The sequence below is a fragment of the Aeribacillus sp. FSL W8-0870 genome, from assembly GCF_037963755.1.
GTDB lineage: Bacteria > Bacillota > Bacilli > Bacillales > Aeribacillaceae > Aeribacillus > Aeribacillus composti.
Genome location: NZ_CP150165.1, coordinates 2,797,918 through 2,824,832, shown reverse-complemented (window position 1 = coordinate 2,824,832; position 26,915 = coordinate 2,797,918). Strand labels below are relative to the sequence as shown.

Here is a 26,915-nt window from a genome sequence, read left to right as displayed (position 1 = left end):
CATATATAATATTTTTATAATGCAGCCTCTTTTTCAAGGTGGTGAGGACAATAGAGCTTAATAAACGGCAAGAACAAATATTGCAAATCGTTAAGGAGCATGGACCAATTACAGGTGAACATATTGCAGATCGTTTAAACTTGACAAGAGCTACGCTAAGACCTGATTTAGCAATTTTAACAATGGCTGGATACCTTGACGCAAGGCCGCGAGTCGGCTATTTTTATACAGGGAAATCAGGCGCCAATTTGCTTGCAGAGAAATTAAAAAAGCTCCAAGTAAAAGATTTTCAGTCGATCCCAGTCGTTGTCAACGATAATGTTTCTGTTTATGATGCAATTTGTACAATGTTTTTGGAAGATGTCGGGACATTATTTGTGGTAGATAATCAATCGTTGCTAGTGGGAGTGCTGTCGAGAAAAGATCTCCTCCGGGCAAGTATCGGCAAACAGGAATTAACCCAAATCCCCGTCAATATTATTATGACTAGAATGCCAAATATAACCGTATGCAAAAAGGAAGATCTTATTATTGATGTAGCAAGGATTTTAATTGAAAAGCAAATCGATGCACTGCCCGTTGTAAAAGAAGTGGACGGCGGTTTTGAAGTGATAGGAAGAATTACGAAAACAAACATTACAAAAATATTGGTAAGATTAGTTGATGACGATATTATGTAAGAATGGGGGATCCGAATGAATAATCGTACGATCTATATTGTTTCAGACTCAGTCGGGGAAACGGCAGATCTCGTTGTAAAAGCAGCTATCAGTCAATTTAACGGCTCTCAATATGAAACGAATGTGAAAAGGGTGCCTTATGTGGAGGATGCAAATACAATCAAAGAAGTTGTCGCATTGGCGAAAATGGATAATGCGATCATTTGCTTCACAATCGTTGTCCCCGAACTTAGGAATCTTCTTATTCAAGAAGCGGAAAAAGAAGGTGTGATCTACCACGATATCATTGGTCCTTTAATTGATAAATTGGAAACGTCATATGGAATAAAAGCGAAGTATGAGCCCGGAAGAGTTCGGAAGCTTGATGAAGACTATTTCAAAAAAGTAGAAGCAATTGAGTTTGCTGTTAAATATGATGACGGCCGCGATCCGAGAGGAATTTTGAAAGCCGATATTGTTTTGATCGGTGTATCGCGCACTTCCAAAACGCCTTTGTCGCAATATTTGGCGCTAAAACGATTAAAAGTAGCTAATGTTCCTATTGTTCCAGAAGTAGAACCCCCTGAAGAACTTTTTAAAGTTTCCAAAGAGAAATGCGTCGGTCTAAAAATCAGTCCGGAAAAGCTGAATTATATCCGAAAGGAAAGATTAAAGCAGCTCGGGCTTAATGATCAGGCTATATATGCCAATATAGACAGAATTAAAGAAGAATTAGCTTATTTTGAAAAAATTGTTCAAAAAATCGGCTGTCCAGTTATAGATGTATCGAACAAAGCAGTTGAAGAAACAGCCAATCATATCCAAAATTTATTCTTAAAAAAATAACATGTGATAAAACCTGCTTATTCCGATCTTAAGAATATAGTAGGTTTTTTTCATGGTGAAAGATAAAATGATGGAATAATGCAGTGTATTGTATTATAATAAAAAATTGTGATAAAATTGTGCTTTTTAGGTTTAGACTAAAAAAAATACGAATAAACTATTTACAGGAAGATGTCAAGGGGGTTGGAGAAAGAAAATTCGACAAATCACTTTTTGTAAAAAGTTTAAATTGCTGGCAGGATTCTTTGAGGTGATGAAGAATAGAGAAATATGATGGGAAAAATATCACTATTTTTGTCGATGCTGATGCATGCCCCGTCAAAGAAGAAATTGCATCAGTCGCAAAAAAATATAAAGTCCCGGTTTGTTTCATTGCATCATATGCTCATGTAGGTAAAAAGGATGACGGGAATAGCTGGGTATTTGTCGATCAAGAAAAGGAATCTGTCGACTTATACATTTTTAACAACTCAAAAAAACATGACATCATCATTACACAAGATATCGGACTAGCCGGTATGCTGCTTAAGAAATGCACACATGTTCTCTCTCCAAGAGGAATGCTGTTTACAGAAGATACAATCGACTCTGTTCTCCATCTCCGGTATATTTCGGCAAGGGAAAGAAGAAACGGCAATTATATCAAAGGGCCAAAAAAATTCCAAGATAAAGATCGTCATCATTTTATCACAGCACTTGAAAAAATATTGTCGAATTATGCAGGGAATTTTAAAATTCATATTGAATAAATTTTAAGGCACGGAGTTGTTCATATGGGGAAAATGCTTCCCGAGGAATTTATAGAAAAAGTGCAACATGCTGTTGATATAGTAGATGTTGTGAGTGAATATGTTCAATTAAAGAAGCAGGGTCGAAACTTTTTTGGACTATGTCCTTTTCACGGCGAAAATACACCTTCATTTTCTGTTTCACCTGAAAAACAAATTTTCCACTGCTTTGGCTGCGGTTCTGGCGGAAATGTTTTTACCTTTCTCATGCAAATTGAAGGATGCAGCTTTACAGAAGCTGTACAAATGACAGCAAAAAAAGCTGGTTTGGACATTCCAGGGGGCTCGGCACTTTCTCAAGAGTCGACATACCCAAACAACAGCGAAGCAGAGAAAATGATAAAAGTGCATGAACTGCTGAAAAAAATGTACCATCATTTATTACTAAATACAAAAGAAGGGCAAAACGCGTTAAATTATTTGCTTCATCGGGGTTTTACGAAAGAATTAATCGATCAATTTGAGATTGGCTACGCTTTAGATTCTTGGGACTTTTCTTTAAAATATTTGCTGAAAAAAGGTTTTGAACTTCCGTTGTTAGAAAAAACAGGATTAATTATCCGAAGCGAATCTAACGGTTCTTTTTTTGATCGGTTTCGCAATCGGATCATGTTTCCGGTTAAAGATGCACAAGGCCGTACAGTCGCTTTTTCCGGAAGGTCGCTAGGAAACAAACAGCCAAAATATTTAAACAGCCCTGAGACAAAAATATTTAACAAAGGACGGATTCTTTATAATTTCCACCAAGCAAGACCTTTCATTAGACGAAAACAGGAAGCGGTGTTGTTTGAAGGGTTTGCGGATGTTATATCGTCCGTTCACGCAGGAATCGAGCATAGTGTAGCAACAATGGGAACAGCGCTGACGGAAGAACAGGTCAAGCTCTTAGCCAGAAGCGGAGGAACAGTTGTCATTTGCTACGATTCCGATTCCGCTGGAATTGAAGCTGCCTTCAGAGCTTCTAAATTGCTTGTTGAAGCAGGATGTAATGTAAGGATTGCTAAAATGCCTGAAGGGTTAGACCCTGATGACTACATTCGGACATACGGAAAGAAAAAATTCAAAAACGATGTAATAGGGGCAAGTCTCTCATTAATGGCATTTAAGATGGAATATTTTCGAAAGGGGAAAAATCTCCAGGATGAAGGGGACCGAGCGAGATACATTCAAGAAGTGCTTAACGAATTAAGCGGCCTTCCGAGCGGGATCGAACAAGAGCTGTATATCACGCAGCTTTCTGAAGAATTTTCCGTATCAAAAGAAACGTTAATGGCAGAGCTTCGGAATATAAATAAGCGGAAAAGAAGAAGACCTGAAAAAACGAGCCTCAAGACTGATGCATTACAACGGAATGCACTGATGCCTGCTTATCAAAAGGCAGAACGCCTTCTAATTGCTCATATGTTGAAAAGCAGGGAAGTGGCAGAAAAGGTTCTTCATGCGATTGGTGGAAATTTTAACGTGGAGGAGCATCGGGCTATTTCATCCTATTTATACGCTTATTATGAGGAAGGGAACGATCCAGACATAAGCCACTTTTTGACAAAGCTCAAAGATCCTTCATTAAGCCGAATTGTATCGGAAATTGCCATGATGACAATTGGCGAACAATTGACTGAGCAAGAGCTTCAAGACTATGTAAAACATATCTTGAACCATCAAAAAATGCTCATCCTAAAGGAAAAGGAAGCTGAGAAGAAAGAGGCTGAAAAACGAAAAGATTATGTAAAAGCTGCCGAAATTGCAATGGAAGTAATTCAGCTGAAAAAAGGATTAATGTGAAAGCTTGTATAACTCTGGAAGGAGGGGATCCAATGGCTGAAAAACAAGCCCATTCAAAAGATTTAGAAGCTGATGGAACTGTTGAGGAAGTGAAAAATCAGCTTATTCAATTAGGAAAGAAACGCGGAGTATTAACATATGAAGAAATTGCTGAGAAAATGGCAAATTTCGATATTGATTCAGATCAAATGGATGAGTTTTATGAATACGCTAATGAGCAAGGAATCGAATTAATTAGCGAAAACGAAGATGTTGATTCCAATTTGCCGGATTTAGACAAAGAAGATGAAGAAGAATTTGATCTAAATGATCTTAGTGTACCGCCGGGTGTGAAAATAAATGATCCGGTTCGAATGTATTTAAAAGAAATCGGCCGGGTTGATCTCTTATCGGCTGATGAAGAAATCGAACTTGCCAAGCGTATTGAACAAGGGGACGAAGAAGCGAAAAGAAGGCTTGCAGAAGCCAACCTGCGCCTAGTCGTCAGCATTGCAAAACGCTACGTCGGCCGCGGAATGCTCTTCCTCGATCTCATACAGGAAGGCAACATGGGGTTGATGAAAGCTGTTGAAAAATTTGATTATCGAAAAGGATACAAATTCAGCACATATGCAACATGGTGGATTCGCCAGGCAATTACACGGGCAATTGCAGATCAGGCGAGAACGATCCGCATCCCTGTCCATATGGTTGAGACAATCAATAAGTTAATTCGAGTCCAACGCCAATTGCTTCAAGATTTGGGTCGTGAACCGACACCAGAAGAGATCGCTGAAGATATGGATTTGACTCCTGAAAAAGTTAGAGAAATCTTAAAAATTGCCCAAGAACCTGTATCATTAGAAACGCCGATTGGCGAAGAAGACGATTCGCACTTAGGTGATTTTATTGAAGACCAAGAGGCTACTTCTCCATCAGAGCATGCTGCATATGAATTATTAAAGGAGCAGCTTGAAGATGTTCTCGATACCCTTACAGACAGGGAAGAAAACGTTCTGCGCCTTCGTTTTGGACTGGACGATGGAAGAACTCGGACTCTGGAAGAAGTAGGAAAAGTTTTCGGTGTCACTCGAGAACGCATTCGGCAAATTGAAGCGAAGGCTCTGCGAAAATTGCGCCATCCAAGCCGAAGCAAGCGGCTGAAAGACTTTTTGGAATAAAAATAAAAATGTCTTTTTCTTTCCTTGGGCAGACTTATTCGTCTGCCTTCCCTTCAATATATGTAAACGCTAACAACAATAACTATTTGTACTATATTTTACTGAATCTTCTTTCATTTTGCAAATGACATTTGTTGAAAAAACATAAGATCTTTTTAAATTGTTTTTTTGTCTAATTCGTGAACATCACAAGGAACTTATATAGAAAGACTTTTCCTTCAAAGAAAATTCAAGTACAATAGAGATTGTTTAGGTTAGTTTCAGCTCGTCCATGTTGAGCGAAAAAAGCAAATGTACGGTTATACATAAGGGAGGTTACAAAATGAATCGTAATCCGCTTATTCCATTTGCATTAATCATTGTGTTTGGAATTGGACTAATGGTTGCATTTTCTTTCATCGGACTGGATAATATGAAAGAGATGGCTGAAGAAAAAGAGGGGGGCGGACAAAAAACGGAAGACGTCGCTAATGCAAAGCCGGAGGATATATTCAAGCAAAGCTGTGCAAGCTGCCACGGTCAAAACTTTGAAGGCGGAGCAGGTCCTTCATTAAAAGGTGTTGGCGACAAATTGTCTGTTGATGAAATTAAAGAAACAATTAAAAACGGCCGCGGTGCGATGCCTGGCGGGCTAGTACCTGAAGAAAAGCTTGATGAAATGGCCGAATGGGTTTCTAAAATTAAATAATAAAAAACATATTGGTTGAAAAGTCTTCCTTTTGGGGGACTTTTTTCGTATTTTCATGTTTACCAAATTGGAATAAAGGGTGAAATAAATTGAACAGTGTCCAACTTTCAAAAAGACTGTCGGCTGTGGCAGAATTTGTTCCGAATAATCAGGTGACAGCAGATATTGGATCAGATCATGCATATTTGCCATGTTATTTAGTGCTTGCCAAAAAAACAGTGAAAGCGATTGCCGGTGAAATCAATGAAGGCCCTTATCAAGCGGCAAAAAAGCAAGTGGAAAAAAACGGGCTCCAGCATGTAATTTCCGTTCGGAAAGGGGACGGATTGTCCGTATTACAAAAGGATGAGGCAACATGCATCACGATCGCTGGCATGGGCGGCTCGCTTATTAAAACGATTTTGGAGGAAGGAAAAGAGAAGCTCGGGAAGGTTGAACGGCTTGTACTTCAGCCGAATATTCATGCAATTGAAGTTCGAAAATGGCTGATTGACAATGGTTGGGAGCTCGAAGGAGAAACAATTCTAGAAGAGAGCGGAAAAATATATGAGGTGCTGTCCGCTAAGCGTGGAAATGCAATGAAACCGTACGAAGCTTTGCCATTTGAAGCAGCTTTGTTAATGGGTCCATTTTTGTTAAAAGAAAAGAACAACGTTTTTTTAAAAAAATGGAGACACGAGCTTTCTCATCGGAAGGACATTCTACGGCAGCTGGAGCAATCCAATGGAAATGAACAGCTTATGCAAAAAAAAGAAGAAATAAAAAAGGTGATCGAGATCATTGAGGAGGTCATAAAATAAATGAAGAAAATCGCTAACGGCCAACATATTATTCAATTATTTGAACGGTTTTCTCCAAAGCATTATGCATTGGAAGGAGACAAGATCGGGCTGCAAATCGGCACATTAAACAAGCCTGTCCGAAAAATTATGGTCGCTCTGGATGTTTTGGAGGAAGTCGTTGATGAAGCAATCAATCAAAAGGTTGATTTAATTATCGCTCATCATCCTCCCATTTTTCATCCTTTAAAGCATATTAGAACAGATGATCCGGCAGGACGTATTATAGAAAAATGCATCAAGCATGAAATTGCCGTTTATGCGGCCCATACAAATTTGGATGTGGCTCCAGGTGGAGTGAATGATCTTTTGGCCGACCGCTTACAATTGGTGAATCAAAAAATACTTGTCCCAACTTATCAAGACCCATTAAAAAAGCTTGCTGTATTTGTACCAAAAGACTATGAGGGGGACGTTCGGGAGGCGCTTGGCAAAGCGGGTGCTGGATTTATCGGCAACTACAGTTATTGCACTTTTTCCTCGGCAGGAACAGGAACATTTTTACCTTTGGAAAATGCAAATCCCTTTATCGGAGATACTGGAAAGCTTGAAATGGTTGAAGAAGTCAAAATTGAAACGATCTTCCCGCAGTCAATCCAAAAGAAAGTCATTCAAGCGATGTTGAAGGCGCACCCTTATGAAGAAGTTGCTTATGACATCTATCCATTAGAAAACGAAGGGAAACAGCTTGGATTAGGGAAAATTGGAGAGCTTGAAAAAGAAATGACATTGAAGGAATTTGCAGAGCATGTTAAGAAAGCTTTAGAAGTGGAAAAAGTAAGAGTAGTAGGGGATTTACAGGCAACTATAAAAAAAGTAGCCGTTTTAGGTGGAGACGGAAATAAATACATTTATCAGGCAAAAATGAGAGGCGCAGATGTTTATGTAACTGGTGATGTATATTACCACACAGCTCACGATGCTATGATGCTCGGCTTACATGTAGTTGATCCAGGCCACAACATTGAAAAGGTGATGAAAGAGGGAGTGGCGGAAAAACTAACAAAGCTGTGTGCTGAAGAAAATCTGGAAGTAGAAATTATTCCTTCCCGCGTCCATACAGATCCGTTCAAATTTCTATAATTAAATGGGGGATCAGTCCTTTTTAGCGGACCGATCCCCTTTAAGCATTAAAAAGGTTTTGTCTATGATTTTTTGACTTTTACCTTTGGCAATATTTTTTCAAGAGGGACATTTGAAGTTAAATCCCATGTTTCTGGATTTTCTGGATCATAATTCTCCAAAAATCGAATGACCTCTTTGACAATCGGCGTTGGGGTTGATGCACCGGCTGTAACGGCAACTTTTTTAACGTCTTTAAGCCATTCCAGTTTGATTTCACTTACATTCGCCACGCGATAAGCTTTCGTGCCCGCAATCTCTTCAGATACTTGCGCAAGCCGGTTTGAATTGTTGCTGCGCGGATCGCCGACGACAATGGTTAAATCAGCTTCTTTTGCCTGTTCGGCCACAGCTTCCTGGCGAACTTGTGTTGCGAGGCAAATTTCTTTATGAAACTCGACATGCGGATATTTTTCCTTCACTTTTTCCATTATATCAGCTACGTCCCATTGGCTCATTGTTGTTTGGTTCGTAACAATGATTTTGTCGTTGGAAATATCGAGCTCTTCAACATCGTTGACAGTCTCGACTAAATGAACGATATCCGGCGCTACACCTACTGCTCCTTCCGGTTCCGGATGCCCTTTTTTTCCAATATAAATGACGTCATACCCTTCTTCTTTTTTTTGCTTAATAAGTTCATGAGTTTTTGTGACGTCAGGGCATGTAGCATCGATCGTGACAAGCCCTTTTTCCTTCGCTATTTTGCGCACTTCTGGCGAAACGCCGTGAGCAGTGAAAATAACGGTTCCTTTATCGACTTTTTTCAAAATCTCAAGTCGATTTTTTCCGTCTAACGTAATAATCCCTTCTTTTTCAAAGGCATCTGTTACATGTTTATTATGAACGATCATTCCTAAAATATAGATCGGTCTAGGCAGTGATTTATCCATTGCTGCATTTTTGGCTATCACCATTGCATCAACAACACCATAGCAGTATCCTCGAGGGGAAATTTTAATAACCTCCATGTTTTTTCCTCCTGATATTTAGTAAAGGAAAATAAAAAAGCCGTCAAGCGGCTTGACTATCTAACATCATTATACCTAACATGGAGGAAGAAAACAAAACACAATTAAATATATAGCTTAGGTTTTGATTCGCCCGACGTATTTTCATCTGAAGGGCTGTCATCGGCTGTCTGTTCCTTCAATCTTTTAGATGACGAATTTTCTTTTATATCATCTTCTTCGCTACTGTCTGTATCAGCATTTTTTAATTCTCTATAAATTTTGAACATTGCCGGGAGATTGCGGATCAGAGGACCGTATTGCTGAACCATCGGTGTGACTTGCTGAGCGACACCGAGAACTTTTTGGACATTCGTCAACATGTTTGAAAGATTGGCAGGGTTTGCTAAACTTTGAACAGCGCCGCTTGACGGTATACTTCCTGCATGCATTGTGCTCGATGGAAGAAAACGTGAAAAAAGCGATTGTAATCCTCCCCTAGGCGGAACAGGCCATTGCTGAACAGGGGGCTGCCCCCAAAAAGGATGGTAGCCTCCACCAAAAAAAGGGCGGATCAATGGCTGTTGCCGGAAGGGAGGAAAAGCACGATAAGGATGCATAAACTTTTCCCCTTTCTTTTCCTGTTTTACCTACATTAAACTATGCGGCTTTTTAGGAAAATGTTTTATTAAAATTGGAGTTTTTCCATTATATTGTTTATAATCAAAAAATGGGTTGATTGATTATGAAGGAGTTGTTTTGCAATGGCAGCTGACTTTAAAGATTTTCCATTTCAAAATTTTATTATAGATGCCGTTCAGTCGTTAGGTTTTAAAGAACCGACTGAAATTCAAGCACAAATGATCCCAATCATATTAAGAGGAGCAAGTGCCATCGGCCAATCACAAACAGGTACAGGCAAAACACATGCTTATTTGCTACCGTTAATCAACAGCATTTGCGGAGAGGAAAAGCGTGTTCAAGTTGTTGTTTTAGCACCGACGAGAGAGCTTGCGACTCAAATTTACGAAGAAGCGTTAAAAATCATAAAATTTGCCCCGCCAGAAAAAGAATTACATGCAAAACTTTTTATTGGCGGTACAGATAAAATGCGGGCGATCGAAAAGCTAAAAACTCAGCCCCATCTTGTGATCGGAACACCTGGCAGAATTCTTGATCTTGTCAAGGAAGGGGCGCTAGATTTATATTCGACAAAAAGCATAGTTGTGGATGAAGCCGATTTAATGCTAGATTTAGGCTTTATTTATGAGGTCGACCAAATAGCTAGTCGAATGAAAAAAGAACTGCAAATGCTTGTGTTTTCTGCCACCATTCCTGAAAAATTAAAGCCTTTTTTAAAAAAATATATGGAAAATCCTGAGTATGTTCATGTATCTCCAAAACAAGTACATGCCAAAAACATCACGCATGTCCTTGTTCCGCTGAGGCATCGAAACAAAATAGATCTTTTATACAATATGGTAGTTTCCTTAAACCCTTATTTAGCGTTAATTTTTGTGAATACAAAAGCGAATGCCCAAGATGTGGCATACGGTCTTGCCGAAAAGGGATTAAAGGTTGGGCAAATCCACGGCGGTCTTACCCCGCGTGAACGGAAAAAAGAAATGCGTCAAATAAAGGATCTTGCCTATCAAGTTGTAGTAGCAACTGATTTAGCTGCAAGAGGAATTGATATTGAAGGTGTTTCCCATGTAATCAATGCCGAGCTGCCGACTGATTTAGATTTTTATATTCACCGAACCGGAAGAACGGCTCGGGCTGGCTTTTCAGGATTTGCCTATACAATCTATGAAGACGATGATGAACAAATGCTGCAAAAGCTTGAAAAAATGGGGATAATCTTTGAAAATCGAGATATTGAAAACGGAATATGGAAAGCGCTCGATGACCGAAATCGCAGACAAAAAAGAAAAAAACAACCAATGGAAACAAACGCGATTATCGGAATCATCAAAAAGCCAAAATCGGTAAAACCAGGATACAAAAAAAAGATGAAAGAACAAATTGAAAAGCTAAAGAAAAAGCAAGCAAGAAAAAATAAATAAAAGGTTGTAAGGAGAGGAAAAACATGTTAAAAATTGGCTCGCATGTATCGATGAGCGGCAAGAAAATGTTGCTTGCGGCAAGTGAAGAGGCAGTTTCATACGGCGCTAATACGTTTATGATTTATACAGGAGCCCCGCAAAACACGAGAAGAAAAAAAATTGAAGATTTAAATATCGAAGCAGGTTTGGCGCATATGAAAGAGCATGGCATCGAAGAAATTGTCGTTCACGCACCATATATTATTAACATTGGCAATACAACAAATTTAGCGACCTTCCAGCTTGGCGTTGATTTTTTAAAATCGGAAATTGAGCGCACGGAAGCAATCGGTGCAAAACAAATCGTGCTCCATCCGGGAGCTCACGTTGGAGCCGGTGCAGAAGCCGGAATTAAAAAAATTATTGAAGGTTTAAATGAAGTGCTGGAGAGGGGGCAAAAAGTGCAAATCGCCCTTGAAACGATGGCCGGCAAAGGTTCAGAATGCGGAAGAACGTTTGAGGAGCTTGCGATGATCATTGATGGTGTTACCTACAATGAACATTTGTCCGTTTGTTTCGACACTTGCCATACTCATGATGCCGGTTATGATATTGTCAATGATTTTGATGGGGTTTTAAATCAATTTGATAAAATCATCGGTATCGACCGTTTGAAAGTTGTTCATATAAACGACAGCAAAAATCCGCGCGGGGCCCAAAAAGACCGTCATGAAAATATCGGATTCGGCCACATAGGATTTAAAGCAATCAATTATATCGTCCACCATCCGCAATTAAAAGACTTGCCAAAAATTTTAGAAACTCCGTATGTCGGTGACGACAAAAAAAATAAAAAGCCGCCTTATAAATTTGAAATTGACATGCTGAAGAATAAGACGTTTGATGAAAATGTTTTGGAAAAAATAGCGAATCAATAAAAAAGAACAAGCTCCCTTTTTTAGGGAACTTGCCTTTTTTATTTCCAATTGCCATTGAAGAATTGCAAAAATAATTGATTTGCTTTTTTGGCTGTTTCCGGCGAAGTGATTTTGGCAATTTGTTTTAACAAAGCAATTCTTTCTTCTTCATGAAACACGTTGATTTTTTTTCCCTGTACGAGTTGAAGCAGCTGTTTTGCTTCGTTAATCGAAATGGATATATCATATTGCTTTGCATATGACACAAGTTCTTCAGGTTTTAAACTGTTAATTTTTTGTTGAATAATTTTTTCAAATAAAATCAAAGATCTCGCCTCCCCTCTTATTCGTATGAACAGAGGGGAAGATAGTTGCCTTTTTTTAAAAAAAATGGGTGGAGAAAATGACATAAATATCGTCTCAGCAAAATTTTTATAATACAATATGATTAAAAAAAAAACTAGGAGGACGAGATGAGTAAAAAACATCATAAAAAAGAAAGCTTAAGACACATCATTTATCGATTGTTAATGATTGTGATCGGAGCTGTTCTGGCAGCCGTAAGCATCGAGCTGTTTTTAGTCCCAAATCATATGATTGATGGCGGTATCATCGGCATTTCGCTTATTTTAGACCACATATTTTCGAATCATATTAAAATCATTAATTTCGCAACATTAGTTATTGTGTTAAACCTTCCTTTTATGTATTCCGGTTATAAGCAGATTGGGAAGACATTTATGTTTTCGTCCATATTTGGCATCATTTGTTTGGCCATTGCGGAAAGGCTGGCCCATGATTTTGAGGTCTTTACTACAGAGCCTTTGCTAGCCACTGTATTTGGTGGTTTTTTGCTCGGTGCAGGAGTGGGACTTGTCATCCGACACGGAGGATCTCTGGACGGGACAGAAATTTTAGGAATTCTTTTAACGAAAAAAATTCCCTTTTCCGTTGGTGAAATCGTGATGTTTTTGAATATTTTCATTTTTGGAAGCGCAGCGTTTGTCTTCGGGATTGAGCAAGCCATGTATTCCATCTTTACATATTATATTGCCTTTAAAACAATTGATGCGGTTGTTCAAGGTCTTGATGAAACAAAGGCCGCCATCATTATATCTGATCATTACGATGAAGTGTCTGATGCTATATTGTCACGCTTAGGACGCGGAACGACAAAATTAAAGGGAAAAGGCGGATACACGGATACGGAAAAAGACGTCATTTATGCAGTTGTTACAAGGCTTGAAGTGGCAAAATTAAAATCGATTGTACATGAGATTGACCCGAACGCGTTTATTACCATTATGAATACACAAGAAACGAAAGGCGGAAAATTTAAATCTGCCATCCATTAATCAACACATTGAAGTAGAGGGAGAACACATTTTTCTTTACAAATGTGCTCTTCTCCTGTATACTTTAATGATAAAAATAAATCGTAATGATTCCTAATTAAATAGGTGAGAAGCATGGGGGAAAAAATAGTAGAAGTAAAGAACCTTTTTTTTCAATATGAGAGAAAATATGTGCTCGAAAATATCAATATTTCCATTGAAAAAGGAGCATTTTTAGGTTTAGTTGGGCCGAACGGCTCCGGAAAATCGACATTATTGAAATGTCTGCTTGGGCTTTTAAAGCCTCAGAAAGGGACGATTCATTTATTTGGTGAAGATATTCATCAATTTAACGATTGGCATAAAATTGGCTACGTTTCTCAAAAGGCAAACAGCTTTAACTCTTCGTTCCCAGCTACTGTTTTTGAAGTAGTAGCGAGCGGCTTGACTCCCAAACTCGGTTTGTTTAAAAAAATGAAAAAAGCTGATCGGGAAAAGGTAATGGAAGCGATCCGGGCAGTTGGAATGGAAAAGGCAGTTCACCAAAATATCGGTGAGCTTTCAGGAGGACAGCAGCAAAGGGTATTTATTGCTCGCGCACTTGTCAGTGAACCTAAATTATTGATTTTAGATGAACCAACTGTAGGTGTAGATAGTCAGACAGTCAATCATTTTTATCAGCTTTTGCATCATTTGAATAAAGAATTGGAAATCACATTAATACTTGTTACCCATGATATTGGAGCTATTACAGATAAAGTTACGCATGTTGCTTGCTTGAACAAACAACTTTATTTCCATGGAAATAAAGACGAATTTGAACGCCTGAAAGAAACGGAATTGACCTCATTGTACGGGCATCCAGTTCAGTTAATAACGCATGATCATGAGTAGATGGAGGAAATGAAGATGTTTAGCAGTATTTTACAATTTGAGTTTTTGCAAAATGCATTTCTTTCAGGTATTTTAATCGGTTTTATCGCACCTCTTTTAGGTGTTTTTGTGGTGGTCAGACGATTATCACTAATTGCAGATGCACTGAGTCATGTGACCTTGGCTGGAATTGCGGGCGGTCTTTTTTTATCTTCAAAAATATCCTTCTTTTCTTCATTGAATCCAATTTATGTAGGAATGGGTTTTTCTGTTTTAGGCTCACTTGTGATTGAAAAGCTACGAGCTTTTTATAAATTTTATGCGGAATTGGCCATTCCGATAATTATGTCGGCTGGGATCGGTTTTAGCGTTGTATTTATCTCTTTGGCAGACGGGTTTAATACAGATCTTTTTAATTACTTATTTGGAAGTGTTAGTGCGGTTTCTAGGACGGATTTATATATTATTACTGGTGTTGCAGCGTTGGTTATTTTGTTGATCGTATTGTTTTATAAGGAATTGTTTTTACTGTCGTTTGATGAAGAATATGCATCTGCATTAGGGCTGCCGGCAAAAGGCTTGCATCTTTTGTTTATTTTAACAGTTGCCCTAGTGATAAGCGTTTCCATGAGAGTTGTTGGAATTTTGTTGGTTTCCTCGCTTATGACCCTTCCTGTTGCTGCAAGCATTAGAATAGCAACCGGTTTTAAAAAGACAATTTTTCTTTCCGTTATAATAGGAGAAGCTTCCGTTTTAATCGGTTTAGTATTATCTTATTATTTAGATATTGCTCCGGGAGGAACAATTGTCATTTTAGAGGTATTGGCTTTGATTTTTTCCATTATTTTGTCAAAAGCTAGGAGGGGCAAAATATGAATGTCGAACAAGCTTTACAATATTTAAAAGAAAAGGGATATAAATATACATCCAAAAGGAAAGAAATGCTTCAACTAATTGCCGATTCTGATAAATATTTGACAGCTAAAGATGTTTTGGAAAAAATGAATAAGCGCTATCCCGGTTTAAGTTTTGATACGATTTACCGGAATTTATCATTGTTTGCAGAGTTGGGTATATTGGAAACGACAGAGCTTTCAGGTGAAAAGCACTTTCGCTTTCATTGTGACTTAGGACATCATCACCACCATTTTATTTGCATGGAATGCGGAAAAACGAAAGAGATCGAATCATGCCCAATGAATACGATAGAGGAGTATTTGGACGGATATAAAATTAATGGACATAAATTTGAAATTTATGGGTTATGCCCGAATTGCCATGAACAAACCTTGTGAAATTTGATCACAAGGTTTGTTTTTTTATGGGAATTCATGATAAGAAGGGATGAACTCGAGTTTTGTCATTTCTTAAAAAAAGAATAAAATTTCACAAATAGTAAAAAAATAAAGGATCAACATATTGCTTCCCGTCCTCTGATCCAACATTAGATCCTATTTGAAAACATTTCCATAATAATGGGAATTGATTTGCTTATACTATAAATGCTCCTATCTTTTGAAAGCGAGGGATATGGCAATGGCAAACAAAAATTTCCCACATGCCGGCAAATCAACTGAAATAAATGCCATTCAGGAAAACCGAAATTTTGAAAACCGGAATAATGAAAACCGAGATTATCTAGAAGAAACTGCGGCAGAAGCTGGAGCAGTTGAATCTAGAAATACAAATGAAACATATAATTATAATAATGACGCCGATGAAGCTGGCGGCCGCAATTTAGGATGGCTGGCGCTGGCACTATCGATTATTTCTTTATTTGTTTTGCCCGTTTTATTAGGAGCAACGGGTATCATTATTGGGTTTATCGCCCGTCGGCGCGGTGCGGAAAATCTGGGAGCATGGGCGATCGGAATAGGTATCGTTTCCTTGCTGCTTGGAATTTTCGTATTGCCGTTTTTTTAACAAAAACAAAAAGCTTGGGGCATCCGCTCCAAGCTTTAAACTTTTTCCTTTTCTTGTTTTTTGAAATATTCTTCAGCGATTAAATCCACTTCTTTTTTTAATTCTTCGACCATTGTTTCTTCCGGAACTTTCCGAACAATTTTTCCTTTTCTAAAAAGCAATCCTTCGCCTCGTGCACCAGCAATTCCAATATCGGCTTCTCTCGCTTCGCCTGGACCGTTTACTGCGCATCCTAAAACAGCTACTTTGATTGGCGCACGAATTTTTGAAATATATTCTTCGACTTCATTCGCGATTTTAATGAGATCTATTTCAATTCTTCCGCATGTAGGGCATGAAATAAGTGTTGCTGCATTGGCAGCCAGGCCGAATGATTTCAGCAATTCTCGGGCAACCTTCACCTCTTCGACGGGATCAGCGCTTAATGATATACGCAAAGTATTGCCGATGCCTTTGCTTAAAATGGCTCCAAGGCCGGCAGCGCTTTTGATTGTCCCCGCAAACAAAGTGCCAGATTCGGTAATCCCTAAATGGAGAGGATAATCAAACGCCTTTGCAGCTTTTTCATATGCTTCGATTGAAAGCCGTACATCAGACGCTTTTAAAGAAACGATAATATCGTGAAAATCAAGATCCTCTAAAATTTTTATGTGATGCAATGCACTTTCAACCATTCCGTCAGCAGTAGGATAGCCGTACTTTTCTAAAATCCTTTTTTCAAGTGAACCGGCGTTTACTCCAATTCTGATTGGAATGTTTCTTTCTTTCGCAGCCTTCACAACGGCTTCTACTTTTTCCCTTCGCCCGATGTTCCCCGGGTTAATCCGTATTTTATCTGCTCCGCCTTCAATCGCTTTTAAAGCGAGCCGGTAATCAAAATGTATATCGACAACTAGAGGAATGTTAATGCGTTTTTTGATTTCTGGAATTGCATTTGCAGCCCGTTCATCAGGACAAGCAACTCGAACGATTTGACAACCTGCTTCTTCCAGTCTGTGAATTTCTTTTACTGTGGCTTCAACATCATGCGTTTTCGTTGTGGTCATGCTTTGAATGACTACTTCATTATTTCCGCCAATTTGAATGTTGCCTACTTTGACTGGACGTGTTTTCGTACGATGTGTGATTTCGCCCACGTTTATCGCTCCTTAAATATAAATACGTTTGATGGAACATTTGCCATCCTATGATATTGTACCAATCATAGCCAAGCAATGACAAGAATTAAAAACTTTTAACTAATTGTTATATAAGGGGAATTTGTATGTTTTTCCTGCCTGTATACTGTACACATCTTCATTTGAATTTAATTCCCCAAAATCTTTAATAATCTCTTCAATGCTTGCTGGAACAGGCTTATTGTGTATTTTTTCAACAATGGAAAGAACCGTATCTCCTTCCTTCACTTTTACCTTCATAAATTGTTCTTCAGCATGCTGTTCATTTTGTATGGAAGATACAGGTAATGTACCGTTTTTTAAATCATAATAAATAACAAAACTGAAAAAGATAACTAGTAAAGCGGAAAATAAACGTTTCATCTCTATGTTCCCCCGTTTTGTTCTTTATTAACATATATGTTTTTTTATGTACAAACATACCAATTATGTCTTTGCTGGCATACACAAGTGAAAAGTTAGCAAGTTCGGAGGACCTGGGGAGAAATCAACATCTCTTTTCTCGCTTGAGACAAGCTGCTGAAGCTGTTGCAAAGCGAGTTCGATGCTTTTTTCGATCTTTCTTCCTTCTCAAATGGAAAATTTATACAGATTAAAACTTTCAGGCAATGCGGGCTCAAATTTATGAATTCAGATCCTTTCCAGCTATTCTTTCCGAAAATATGTTCAAGCTGAAGCCAGTGCCTGAATTAATGCGAGAGGGAAGCTCAGTTAAACCTAAAGGATAGAAGAGGCAGCTTTACGATCGAAGAGCATTTTGAAAACGTCCAAGATATTCTTCGGTTTAACGCATTCCCTGCTGTCAAACAATGAATTCATGCATCAATTCGAGTAAACGAAGGGAGATAAATATGAGAGAGCATATCATCATTATGTTATTAGGGATGCTTCCGTTTATGATGGTGCTAGGCAATTCGATGCTGATCCCGATATTGCCGGAGTTTGGACAAGCGCTTGAAATTACAGCTGCACAGACGAGCTTTATTTTAAGCATATTTAATATACCTGCAGCGATCATCATCCCAATTGTAGGTTTCCTTTCCGACCGTTACGGCCGAAAAACATTTATTTTATGGTCGCTTTTATTGCTGATCATAGGGGGGGCTATCTGTTTTTTCAGCGGTTTTGTCAACAAATCTATTGCTTTTTGGACATTGTTAGCTGGGCGTTTGGTGCAAGGGCTTGGCACAGGAGGAATATCGTCTCTAGCCATGTCATTAGCAGGAGACATGTTTACGGACGAAAAACGGGATCGAGCTCTTGCCGTTTTAGAAGTGTTCAACGGAACTGCAAAAGTAGCCGCTCCCATTTTAGGGGCTTTGTTAGCCCTTGTAGCATGGTATTTTCCATTCATTCTTTTCCCTATTATTGGAACTCTCTTGCTTTTTTTCATTCTTTTTTTTATAAAGACTTCTCCATCAGGCGAGGAAAAAATATCGCTTCACGAATATGTGCAAAGAATAGCTGATGTGTTAAAGGTGCAAAAAGTGCGATTGTTATCTCTTTACCTGTATGGCGGTACAAGTATGTTTTTGCTTTTTGGGCTGCTGTATTACTTAGCCTATTTAATTGAAGAGTTATATCATATCGATGGATTCTTTAAAGGATTTGTATACTCTTTTCCGTTAGGCGCATTATCTATATCGTCTTATTGGACAGGAAAGCGATTGGACTATGTAAAAAACCGTTTTCTTTTTTTATTGGTAGGGATGTTCATGACGTTTTTATCATTTTTCAGTTTTTTGATTTTTCAACAGTTTTCGCTATTTTTGTTTTTTATCACTATTTCATTTGGCGGCTTAGGTTTTGTGCTGCCGGTTATTAATTCGTTGATTATATCAAGTGTTGATGATGCAGAAAGAGGGATTGTAGTTAGCTTATACGGGATGGCGCGTTTTTTAGGGGTTGCGCTCGGACCGGTTGTTTTTAGCTTGTGGATTGGCAATGAACAGTTGTTGTTTAAGCTTTTATTTTTTATGTTGTCGCTCGTTCAATGTTTACTCCTATACGTATTTAAAAATGATTGGAAAATAGTATGTAGCAAAATGTGGAGGAATTTACAATAAAAATAAAAAAACTTTAAATTCCCTTAATAATCTTTTGTCATAATGCTGTTAAGCTTATAAAGGGGGAAATCATAATAGTGAAAAAGAAGAGAAAGAACATGTCGATAGGAGAGCGAATACCTCTATCTGTAAGATTGATTTTGTTTGCGCTCATACTTCTTATTAGTTCGATAACTGTTGTCGGTTATACTGCTTACCAAAAAGCAAGTGAAACAACTTTTAATTTGATAGAGGATCGATTAAAAAGGGAAGTATATATGACAGAGATTGCTGCCAGCAATCTTCTGTATGCTTATGTAAATAGCTCTGATGATTTTTTCGAAAGATTTGATAAAGAAGTCGTTCAAAGGCAATCCTCCCAGCTGATTCAGGACGGTTTAAATGCTGACTTTTTTTTCGTTCGAAATGAAAAGGCCACACCATTTTCGGTTAGCGTTAAAACAAAAACTCAAATCCCAGCTGAAATTGTAAAGGAAATAACGAAAAAAAATAGCGGAATTATTCATAAATCTTTCAATGGACAAGATTATACGTTGGCCTTTAAAGAAATGCAGGAATTGAAAGGAATTTTTTTGCTTGCCGTTCCGACAGAAAGCTATATTAAGCCTGTGCATGAACTAGCTTACAATACAATCTGGATTGGAATAATCAGCGTCTTTTTTATGATGGGAATATTGTTTTTAGCTGTCAGAAGTATGACAAAACCGTTGACGATTTTGAGGGAAAAAATGAGAAAAATGCGTGAAGGAGATATTCAGCTTGATTTAAACATAAATACAAATCTTCCAGAAATCCTTTCGCTCATCAAAAGCTTTAAGCAATTGGCAGGCTATTTGGGGATGATGATTCAAAGGATTAATACCACAACAGAAAATTTGTTTTCGACAGGCCGGAAGCTTAAACACTCTTCTGATGACGTATTAACATTACATACGAATCTTGTTGAAGCGATTGAAATGGTGAAAAACGGTGCGCAGCAAACAGCTTCAAGCTCTGAAGAAAGCGCAAAAGTATTTCATTCCATGAAAAATACAGTTCAAACTGTGCTGGAGAGAATAGAGCGCCTTTTCTCAAGCGCACAAGGCATGAACCGATCAGCCAACACGGGAGAACAAAATATGAGACAGATGATCGAATCGTTAAATCGCTTTGAAAAAGAGTGCAAAACTATGTCTAAAACGATCCAAAGTGTTCGAGATCATTCGACGGCGATTGAAAAGGTTGTGGAAATGATATATGCAATATCTGAGAAAACAAAGCTATTGTCATTAAATGCAACAATTGAAGCAGCAAGAGCTGGAGAAGAAGGCAAAGGATTTGCTATCGTTGCTGAGGAAGTCCGAAAATTGGCTGAACAGTCATCCAAAGCGACGGAAGACATAGCACAGTCTGTAAAAATGATGCATGATATTTCTCAGAGCGCTTATCAGCAGTTTAAGCTAATTTTGGAGCTTGTGCAAAACCATTTAGAAGTTGCAGGTAAATCGCGGCTTTCATTTGATCAACTAGTAGATGAGATTGGAAAAGTGAATGAAATATTGTCTGAAACAAGACACAGCTTACATACTTTAGATGATTGGCTCCCTAAAATGGAGCAATCTGCTGAAAATTTTTTATCAGTCTCTCAAGAAACGTTCGCCAGTGCAGAGCAAATGCAATCTGTCGCAAAAGTACAGATGGAACAAATTCGCGAAACCCATGCTATTGGACTAACTTTAATGGAACTGTCCGAATCTCTAAAGTCCACTACAAACAAATTTCAGTTTAAATCATAGTGTTAATAACCCCTTAAGGCAGAGTTGGAAATTCTGCCTTAAGGGGTTTTTTATGCAGCTTTTATTGGTTGTTTCGGGCTCGGGATTTCTTTTAATACAAGATATAAAACAGTTATATGTACAAACCAGTTTATATAAAGAGCAAAGGATATATCGATGAGAAAAAAGTTCATAATGGCAAAAAACACGGTTGCAAGCGTGACGCTGTAGGCTGAAATAGTCCAAAGCTGTTTAAAATTTAATCTTTTTCCCATCCTCTTTTTAAACAACAGCCCGACAATAGCTAAAAACGTAATTTCCACAAATTTAGAAGTGGCTGACATCGCAAATAGTGTGACAGATATCACGGGAATGATAATCGGAGCAACTTCAGACAGCTGTTTGATGGCAGCTGTCAAATCCTCTTTTGTTATCTCTGTTTCCTGAAAAAAGTTATACTCGAGCTGCTGCATTGTGCCATTGGAAACGAAAACAAATTCATTCGATAAGATGCCGATGACGTTTTCCTGCCATTTCAAGTCATCCCTTGTGAAAGTTCCTTTTGGGTCAAAAATAATTGTATATTGATCATGCTTTGCTTTCACAACCGCATTTTCCTCGGATTTTAAAGTTCCGTTATGAATGGTGAATTCAGGGATTTTTTCATTTATCGTTTGGTCAAGCCCGTTTATAGCATTTACAATAGCTAAGTTTAAATATATGCAATTGGGCAGGGCGGCAAGAAAGGCCAATAAAAATCCATAAAGAATGGGTTTGCCGATTTTTTGAAATCTAGTAAGAGCGATTGTTTTTGGAGAGTATATGCTTTTAAAAAGGAGGACAAATAAATTCATTGATCGAAACACTTCCTTTTATAACATTTCTATTTGATTGTACCAATGAAACAAAAATAATGAAAATAAGTTATATAGGCGATTCGGCAATAAGAATAACAATTGTGAACAAAATGTAAAATTTTTTTGTTAAATTTAAAATATAAAAGTAACATGTGTGGGAGGGACATGTTAAAAATTAATTTTATTTGCGGGGCATATCGGTTTCGTCCATTATTATAGACAGAAGCTGCAGGAGCCTGCACCGATTGCAAAATAAAAAAATTGGATTTGAAGGAATTTGGTAATGGGAAATGTAAACGTTTCTTTTTCAAAAATGATTTAACCGTTAATATATTTGGAAAAATAAGGAGGTGAAACGAGTGGATGTAGATGTTCAAAAAATATTATTTGAATTTCTTGGCGGGATTGGAATTTTTTTATTTGCGATTAAAAGTATGGGAGAAGGTATGCAAAAATTCTCCGGAGATAAATTACGAGATATTTTGGATAAGTTTACGACAAACCCTATTATGGGTATTTTTGCTGGGATGTTTGTGACAATGTTAATTCAATCAAGCAGCGGTACAACTGTTTTAACGGTTGGTCTCGTTTCTGCCGGCTTCATGAGCTTAAAGCAAGCAATAGGCGTGATCATGGGAGCAAATATCGGAACGACTGTTACGGCATTTATTATCGGATTCGATATCGAAGCTTATGCCTTGCCAATTTTATTTATAGGTTCTGTTCTTTTATTTTTTTCTAAAAACAAAAAAATAAACAGCATCGGGCAGGTGATCTTTGGATTTGGCGCTTTGTTTTTTGGGCTTGAATTGATGGGAGACGGCATGAAGCCGTTAAGATCATTAGAAATTTTTCATGACTTGACTGTCAGCATAAGTGCAAATCCGCTGCTTGGCGTTGTAATTGGAACCGTTTTTACAATCATCGTTCAAAGTTCAAGTGCGACGATTGGGATTTTGCAAATGATGTTTTCACAAGGGTTAATTGATCTCAACGCTGCGCTGCCTTTATTATTCGGTGATAATATCGGAACAACCATCACAGCAGTTTTGGCATCAATTGGAGCATCGATTGCTGCCAAACGGGCTGCTTTGACGCATGTAATGTTTAATTTAATCGGAACGGCAATTTTTCTAATTATTTTACCAATTTTCAAATATTTTATCGAATCATTGCAAGCCCATTTGTATTTAAATCCTGAAATGACCATTGCCTTTGCTCATGGAATATTTAATGTTGTCAATACGATCGTTCAAGCGCCGTTCATCGGTGCACTTGCACTGCTTGTCACAAAAGTTATACCTGGTGAAGATTTAGCGATAGAGTATAAAGCGAAGCATTTGGATCCAATTTTTATTGAACAGTCACCAACCATTGCTTTAGGGCAAGCGAAGGAAGAAGTGCTTCGGATGGGTCAATATGCATCATTAGGGCTAGAGGAAACGAGACAATTTTTGATGACAAATCAGCAGAAGCACGCACAAATGGCGATGCAGCTTGAAGAGGCGATCAATAATTTAGATAGGAAAATAACAGATTATCTCGTATTGATTTCTGGAAAAGATATGTCGCAAAATGATTCACGCCGACATTCCATTTTAATGGATACTGTTCGAGATATTGAACGAATCGGCGACCATTTTGAAAATATAGTGGAGCTTATTGATTATAAAAATAATAATAAAGTCACCATTACTGAGCAGGCATTGGAAGATTTATTGGAAATGTTTGAAATTACCTTGCAAAATGTGAAGGATGCGATCGACGCTTTAGATGATAACGATGTTGTATTAGCAAAAAAAGTATTGAAATCTGAAGAAAAAATCGATAGAATGGAACGCACTTTACGCAAAAAACATATTATCCGCATTAATGAAGGGATTTGTACCGGACAAGGCGGAATAGTATATGTAGATATTATCAGCAACTTAGAACGAATTGGCGACCACTCGGTGAATATTGCGGAAGCTGTTTTAGGATACCGTCAATAATCGTTTCAAGTGGATTAAATTGTTCATTGATTTCTAATTTATAGGAGGATAAGCAAATGGATGTAATCATTTGGATTTTGATCATTGCTCTTTTTATCTTATCTTTTGTCGGGCTGCTTTTCCCCATTTTACCGTCAGCGTTATTGATTGTAGCAGCCTTTTTTATCTATGGGATTTGTTTTAGCTTCAGCCAGTTAACCATTTCATTTTGGGTTGTTGAAAGTATGTTCATCATTCTTTTATTCCTATCGGATTATTTGGCAAATATGGTAGGAGTTAAACGGTTTGGTGGAAGTAAAGCAGCCGGCTGGGGAAGTACGATTGGTTTAATTGCCGGGCCATTTATCATCCCGTTTGTTGGCATTATTTTAGGACCTTTTTTAGGGGCTGTTGCGGCAGAGCTTCTCGTACACCGCAAAACATTTAGCGAGGCTGTAAAGGTTGGAGTCGGTTCTTTATTGGGGTTGTTGGCGAGCACAGTAGCAAAAGGGCTGATTCAGCTGTTGATGATCATTCATTTTCTTTATACAATATTCTAAATTAGCCATTGACTTCAACAGCTATTTAGTGATAATTTACTTATGTGTTTGAAAAAGGACCCTTAGCTCAGCTGGTTAGAGCAGACGGCTCATAACCGTCCGGTCGCAGGTTCGAATCCTGCAGGGTCCATAAAATTAGTCGAATAATGTAACCGCTTTTTTAATTGCACATTAATTGCATCATTTTAATAAGTTTGGTAATCTGAATATGAAAGCTTCAAGGCAGAAAGCATTTAGTACATATTAATCATTAAGGAGGAGATTCATTATGGCTTATGAATTACCTAAATTGCCATACGACTATGATGCATTGGAACCTCATATTGACAAAGAAACAATGACGATTCACCACACAAAACATCATAACACATATGTGACGAACTTGAACGCTGCTTTGGAAGGTCAAACTGAACTTTTATCTAAAAGTGTAGAAGACTTAATCTCTAATTTAGACGCTGTTCCTGAATCTGTTCGTACAGCTGTTCGAAATAATGGTGGAGGACATGCAAATCACAGCTTGTTCTGGACCATCCTCTCACCGAATGGAGGCGGCGAGCCAACTGGAGAATTAGCAGAAGCAATTAACAAAAAATTTGGAAGTTTTGAAGCTTTTAAAGAAGAATTTGCTAAAGCTGCTGCTGGTCGTTTTGGCTCCGGCTGGGCATGGTTGGTTGTAAACAACGGCGAGCTTGAAATTACAAGCACTCCAAACCAAGACAATCCTCTTATGGAAGGGAAAACTCCAATTTTAGGTCTTGATGTTTGGGAGCATGCTTATTACTTAAAATACCAAAACCGTCGTCCTGAATATATTGCAGCGTTTTGGAATGTTGTGAATTGGGATGAAGTGGCAAAACGCTACAGCGCTGCAAAATAAACTGTTACAAGAGGCTGAGATATTCGAATCTCAGCCTTTTTTTATTTGTCGCGCCCAGCTAAGCTGTTATCTGCTAGTTGGTGCAAGTCCAACTCGAGTAAATGCCAGGACGCTCGGTAGCTGACAGGCAACTGGTGGAGAAACTAGACCTTGAAATCAACACAGAAAAATCCAAACTGGTCAGCCTATGGGACGACACAAACGGATTTGACTTTCTGGACAGCCCCTTGAAATCAGTTTTCTACTCTACTATTTTTTGGAAATGACTGGCATAATTCGCGTTTCAGCGGTTTCTGTGCATTTTTTTGAGGTTGATCACTGAAAGGTAACGAAAACACCTTTCTTTATACATAACTCCCCTTTAGCTAGGAAAAATAGTAGTAGCAAGTAAAGGGGAGTTTTATATGATAAACGTCAAAAAATGGATTGGATCAAGAAAAACAGACCATGATTTCATGCTGCTGTTGATGATCGGCGGTTTTTATTCATTAAGCATTGCACTTTCGAATACGTTCGTAAATGTTTATTTATGGAAACAGTCAGGGGAATTGATTGATTTAGGATTATACAATTTATTTATTGTCATTTTTCAGCCGCTTGCTTTCATTATTGCTGGGAAAGTATCCAAAAAAATTGATCGAGTCGTTGTACTTCGCCTAGGAGTGTCCTTTTTAGCCGCATTTTTTCTAACCGTTTTAGTTTTAAAAGATCAAGCTGTCAACTACATGTATTTGTTAGGTGCAATCATTGGCATCGGCTACGGTTTTTATTGGCTGGCCTTTAATGTGTTGACATTTGAAATTACTGAACCGGAAACACGGGACTTTTTTAATGGCTTTCTTGGGATATTAACTTCCCTTTCAGGGATGGTTGGACCGATGTTAGCCGGTCTGATTATTTCAAGACTTACAAATACTATTGGGTATAAAGTGATTTTTGCAGTTTCGTTAATGTTATTTACTGTTGCTGTCATGTTGAGCTTCTTTTTTACGTCTAGAAAAGCTCACGGAGATTACATTTTATTGAAAATCATTCAAGAAAGAAAAAGAAACAAAAATTGGAGATTAATTACAAACGCTCATGTGTTTCAAGGATTGCGTGAAGGAACATTTACATTTTTCATTAATGTGTTTGTATACATCGTGACCAAAAGTGAGATGGCTTTAGGTACATTTAGTTTTCTAAATTCTTTCGTAGCCTTTTTCACTTATATTGTGGCTTCTCGGTGGATCACGAAAAAAATGAGGAAAAAAGCTATTCTAGCCGGCGGGCTTATGCTATACTTTTCCTTGTTTCTCATTTTATTTCAAATTTCCTATGAAAGATTGTTAATATATGCTATTGCAATCGGAATTGCCTATCCAATTTTGCTTGTTCCGTACTCTTCGATCACGTATGATGTGATTGGAAAAGGGTGGAATATTGCGCAAGCAAGGATCGAATATATTGTTGTTCGAGAAATTTTTTTAAATGCAGGAAGAATCCTATCGATCCTCTTTTTTATTTTTACAGTTGCTTTGACAAATGAAACAAAAACCATTCCTTTTTTATTGCTCTTAATAGGTTCAGGCCATGCGTTCATATATCTGTTTGTTAAACAAATTAGGCTGAAAGAAAGCAACCGCCCGTTAAAACAAGAAAAGCGCATACACAGGCCAAATCTAGCGGATGGAGAGAAGGGATAAAATAAATGCGGAATGCCGTTTACGCAGCATCAGCTGTTCTTT

Annotated in this window: 26 protein-coding genes, 1 tRNA gene and 1 pseudogene; 22 read left to right on the top strand and 6 right to left on the bottom strand. The window is 38.0% G+C overall.

The features are described from left to right. Window positions 1–41: 41 nt before the first annotated feature. The 8 genes from NSU02_RS13745 (at window position 42) to NSU02_RS13710 (ending at window position 7,845) form a co-directional block, all read left to right on the top strand. Window positions 42–680 carry a helix-turn-helix transcriptional regulator gene (locus tag NSU02_RS13745; RefSeq protein ID WP_094246231.1) on the top strand — a complete coding sequence of 213 codons (639 nt, stop codon included), beginning with the start codon at window positions 42–44 and terminating at the stop codon, window positions 678–680. Between the two features lie 15 nt (window positions 681–695). Continuing rightward, window positions 696–1,505 carry a pyruvate, water dikinase regulatory protein gene (locus NSU02_RS13740; protein ID WP_339193087.1) on the top strand — a complete coding sequence of 270 codons (810 nt, stop codon included), beginning with the start codon at window positions 696–698 and terminating at the stop codon, window positions 1,503–1,505. A gap of 260 nt (window positions 1,506–1,765) precedes the next feature. After that, window positions 1,766–2,254, top strand: coding sequence for a YaiI/YqxD family protein (locus NSU02_RS13735; protein WP_063388052.1), 489 nt, complete (start codon window positions 1,766–1,768; stop codon window positions 2,252–2,254). Window positions 2,255–2,278: 24 nt separating this feature from the next. Beyond that, on the top strand, window positions 2,279–4,075 hold the full coding sequence (dnaG, locus tag NSU02_RS13730; protein ID WP_339193085.1) for a DNA primase: 1,797 nt from the start codon (window positions 2,279–2,281) through the stop codon (window positions 4,073–4,075). A 32-nt stretch (window positions 4,076–4,107) separates the two neighbouring features. Continuing rightward, window positions 4,108–5,235 carry an RNA polymerase sigma factor RpoD gene (gene rpoD / locus NSU02_RS13725; RefSeq protein ID WP_339193082.1) on the top strand — a complete coding sequence of 376 codons (1,128 nt, stop codon included), beginning with the start codon at window positions 4,108–4,110 and terminating at the stop codon, window positions 5,233–5,235. Between the two features lie 322 nt (window positions 5,236–5,557). Continuing rightward, complete coding sequence (gene cccA / locus NSU02_RS13720) at window positions 5,558–5,923, top strand: cytochrome c550 (protein ID WP_063388055.1); 366 nt, start codon at window positions 5,558–5,560, stop codon at window positions 5,921–5,923. Window positions 5,924–6,012: 89 nt separating this feature from the next. Next, a complete protein-coding gene (locus tag NSU02_RS13715; RefSeq protein WP_130156321.1) occupies window positions 6,013–6,723 on the top strand; it encodes a tRNA (adenine(22)-N(1))-methyltransferase TrmK in 711 nt (236 codons plus the stop codon). Continuing rightward, complete coding sequence (locus NSU02_RS13710; protein ID WP_130156324.1) at window positions 6,724–7,845, top strand: Nif3-like dinuclear metal center hexameric protein; 1,122 nt, start codon at window positions 6,724–6,726, stop codon at window positions 7,843–7,845. A gap of 62 nt (window positions 7,846–7,907) precedes the next feature. Here NSU02_RS13710 and NSU02_RS13705 read toward each other — a convergent pair whose 3' ends face one another. Then, complete coding sequence (locus NSU02_RS13705) at window positions 7,908–8,855, bottom strand: 4-hydroxy-3-methylbut-2-enyl diphosphate reductase (protein WP_130156326.1); 948 nt, start codon at window positions 8,853–8,855, stop codon at window positions 7,908–7,910. Between the two features lie 104 nt (window positions 8,856–8,959). Further along, window positions 8,960–9,328 (bottom strand): annotated as a pseudogene (vrrA, locus tag NSU02_RS13700) (VrrA/YqfQ family protein); the annotation flags it as partial. 270 nt (window positions 9,329–9,598) lie between these two features. On the opposite strand from vrrA, the gene NSU02_RS13695 reads away from it, so the two are divergent. Continuing rightward, complete coding sequence (locus tag NSU02_RS13695) at window positions 9,599–10,900, top strand: DEAD/DEAH box helicase (RefSeq protein ID WP_066247560.1); 1,302 nt, start codon at window positions 9,599–9,601, stop codon at window positions 10,898–10,900. Between the two features lie 23 nt (window positions 10,901–10,923). Beyond that, window positions 10,924–11,817 (top strand): deoxyribonuclease IV, encoded by an 894-nt coding sequence (locus NSU02_RS13690; protein ID WP_066247561.1) that lies wholly within the window; start codon window positions 10,924–10,926, stop codon window positions 11,815–11,817. Window positions 11,818–11,855: 38 nt separating this feature from the next. On the opposite strand, the gene NSU02_RS13685 is transcribed toward NSU02_RS13690, so the two are convergent. Further along, a complete protein-coding gene (locus NSU02_RS13685; RefSeq protein ID WP_063388062.1) occupies window positions 11,856–12,122 on the bottom strand; it encodes a DUF2624 domain-containing protein in 267 nt (88 codons plus the stop codon). A 147-nt stretch (window positions 12,123–12,269) separates the two neighbouring features. Here NSU02_RS13685 and NSU02_RS13680 point away from each other — a divergent pair, with 147 nt between their 5' ends. From NSU02_RS13680 to NSU02_RS13660, 5 genes are all read left to right on the top strand, one after another. Continuing rightward, window positions 12,270–13,151 (top strand): YitT family protein, encoded by an 882-nt coding sequence (locus tag NSU02_RS13680; protein ID WP_144596777.1) that lies wholly within the window; start codon window positions 12,270–12,272, stop codon window positions 13,149–13,151. Between the two features lie 114 nt (window positions 13,152–13,265). Then, window positions 13,266–14,024 (top strand): metal ABC transporter ATP-binding protein, encoded by a 759-nt coding sequence (locus tag NSU02_RS13675; protein WP_066247563.1) that lies wholly within the window; start codon window positions 13,266–13,268, stop codon window positions 14,022–14,024. A gap of 15 nt (window positions 14,025–14,039) precedes the next feature. Further along, window positions 14,040–14,879 (top strand): metal ABC transporter permease, encoded by an 840-nt coding sequence (locus NSU02_RS13670; RefSeq protein ID WP_063388065.1) that lies wholly within the window; start codon window positions 14,040–14,042, stop codon window positions 14,877–14,879. Next, complete coding sequence (locus NSU02_RS13665) at window positions 14,876–15,298, top strand: Fur family transcriptional regulator (protein ID WP_063388066.1); 423 nt, start codon at window positions 14,876–14,878, stop codon at window positions 15,296–15,298. The genes NSU02_RS13670 and NSU02_RS13665 overlap by 4 nt, the downstream gene beginning before the upstream one ends. Window positions 15,299–15,539: 241 nt before the next feature. After that, window positions 15,540–15,926, top strand: a complete 387-nt coding sequence (locus tag NSU02_RS13660; protein WP_311066327.1) for a DUF4190 domain-containing protein — start codon at window positions 15,540–15,542, stop codon at window positions 15,924–15,926. A gap of 35 nt (window positions 15,927–15,961) precedes the next feature. Here NSU02_RS13660 and ispG read toward each other — a convergent pair whose 3' ends face one another. Next, window positions 15,962–17,068 carry a flavodoxin-dependent (E)-4-hydroxy-3-methylbut-2-enyl-diphosphate synthase gene (gene ispG, locus NSU02_RS13655; protein WP_094246222.1) on the bottom strand — a complete coding sequence of 369 codons (1,107 nt, stop codon included), beginning with the start codon at window positions 17,066–17,068 and terminating at the stop codon, window positions 15,962–15,964. A 96-nt stretch (window positions 17,069–17,164) separates the two neighbouring features. Continuing rightward, window positions 17,165–17,467, bottom strand: coding sequence for a hypothetical protein (locus tag NSU02_RS13650; protein WP_339193075.1), 303 nt, complete (start codon window positions 17,465–17,467; stop codon window positions 17,165–17,167). 488 nt (window positions 17,468–17,955) lie between these two features. Here NSU02_RS13650 and NSU02_RS13645 point away from each other — a divergent pair, with 488 nt between their 5' ends. Together NSU02_RS13645 and NSU02_RS13640 are read left to right on the top strand one after the other, a co-directional pair. Continuing rightward, the gene (locus NSU02_RS13645; RefSeq protein WP_339193073.1) at window positions 17,956–19,170 is read left to right on the top strand and encodes an MFS transporter; all 1,215 of its coding nucleotides are present in this window, start codon (window positions 17,956–17,958) and stop codon (window positions 19,168–19,170) included. A 77-nt stretch (window positions 19,171–19,247) separates the two neighbouring features. Then, on the top strand, window positions 19,248–20,945 hold the full coding sequence (locus tag NSU02_RS13640; protein ID WP_339193071.1) for a methyl-accepting chemotaxis protein: 1,698 nt from the start codon (window positions 19,248–19,250) through the stop codon (window positions 20,943–20,945). Window positions 20,946–20,995: 50 nt separating this feature from the next. On the opposite strand, the gene NSU02_RS13635 is transcribed toward NSU02_RS13640, so the two are convergent. Then, window positions 20,996–21,778: a DUF1189 domain-containing protein gene (locus tag NSU02_RS13635; protein ID WP_144596783.1), complete on the bottom strand. Its 783-nt coding sequence runs from the start codon at window positions 21,776–21,778 to the stop codon at window positions 20,996–20,998. Between the two features lie 362 nt (window positions 21,779–22,140). On the opposite strand from NSU02_RS13635, the gene NSU02_RS13630 reads away from it, so the two are divergent. The 5 genes from NSU02_RS13630 to NSU02_RS13610 all read left to right on the top strand — a co-directional run bounded on the left by NSU02_RS13630 (window position 22,141) and on the right by NSU02_RS13610 (window position 26,873). Then, window positions 22,141–23,772, top strand: coding sequence for a Na/Pi cotransporter family protein (locus NSU02_RS13630; RefSeq protein ID WP_063388072.1), 1,632 nt, complete (start codon window positions 22,141–22,143; stop codon window positions 23,770–23,772). 56 nt (window positions 23,773–23,828) lie between these two features. Further along, window positions 23,829–24,311: a DUF456 domain-containing protein gene (locus tag NSU02_RS13625; RefSeq protein WP_063388073.1), complete on the top strand. Its 483-nt coding sequence runs from the start codon at window positions 23,829–23,831 to the stop codon at window positions 24,309–24,311. A gap of 56 nt (window positions 24,312–24,367) precedes the next feature. Then, a tRNA-Ile gene (locus tag NSU02_RS13620) sits at window positions 24,368–24,441 on the top strand. Window positions 24,442–24,579: 138 nt separating this feature from the next. After that, a complete protein-coding gene (gene sodA / locus NSU02_RS13615) occupies window positions 24,580–25,188 on the top strand; it encodes a superoxide dismutase SodA (RefSeq protein WP_063388074.1) in 609 nt (202 codons plus the stop codon). 404 nt (window positions 25,189–25,592) lie between these two features. After that, window positions 25,593–26,873, top strand: coding sequence for an MFS transporter (locus NSU02_RS13610; protein ID WP_339193067.1), 1,281 nt, complete (start codon window positions 25,593–25,595; stop codon window positions 26,871–26,873). Window positions 26,874–26,915: the final 42 nt, after the last annotated feature.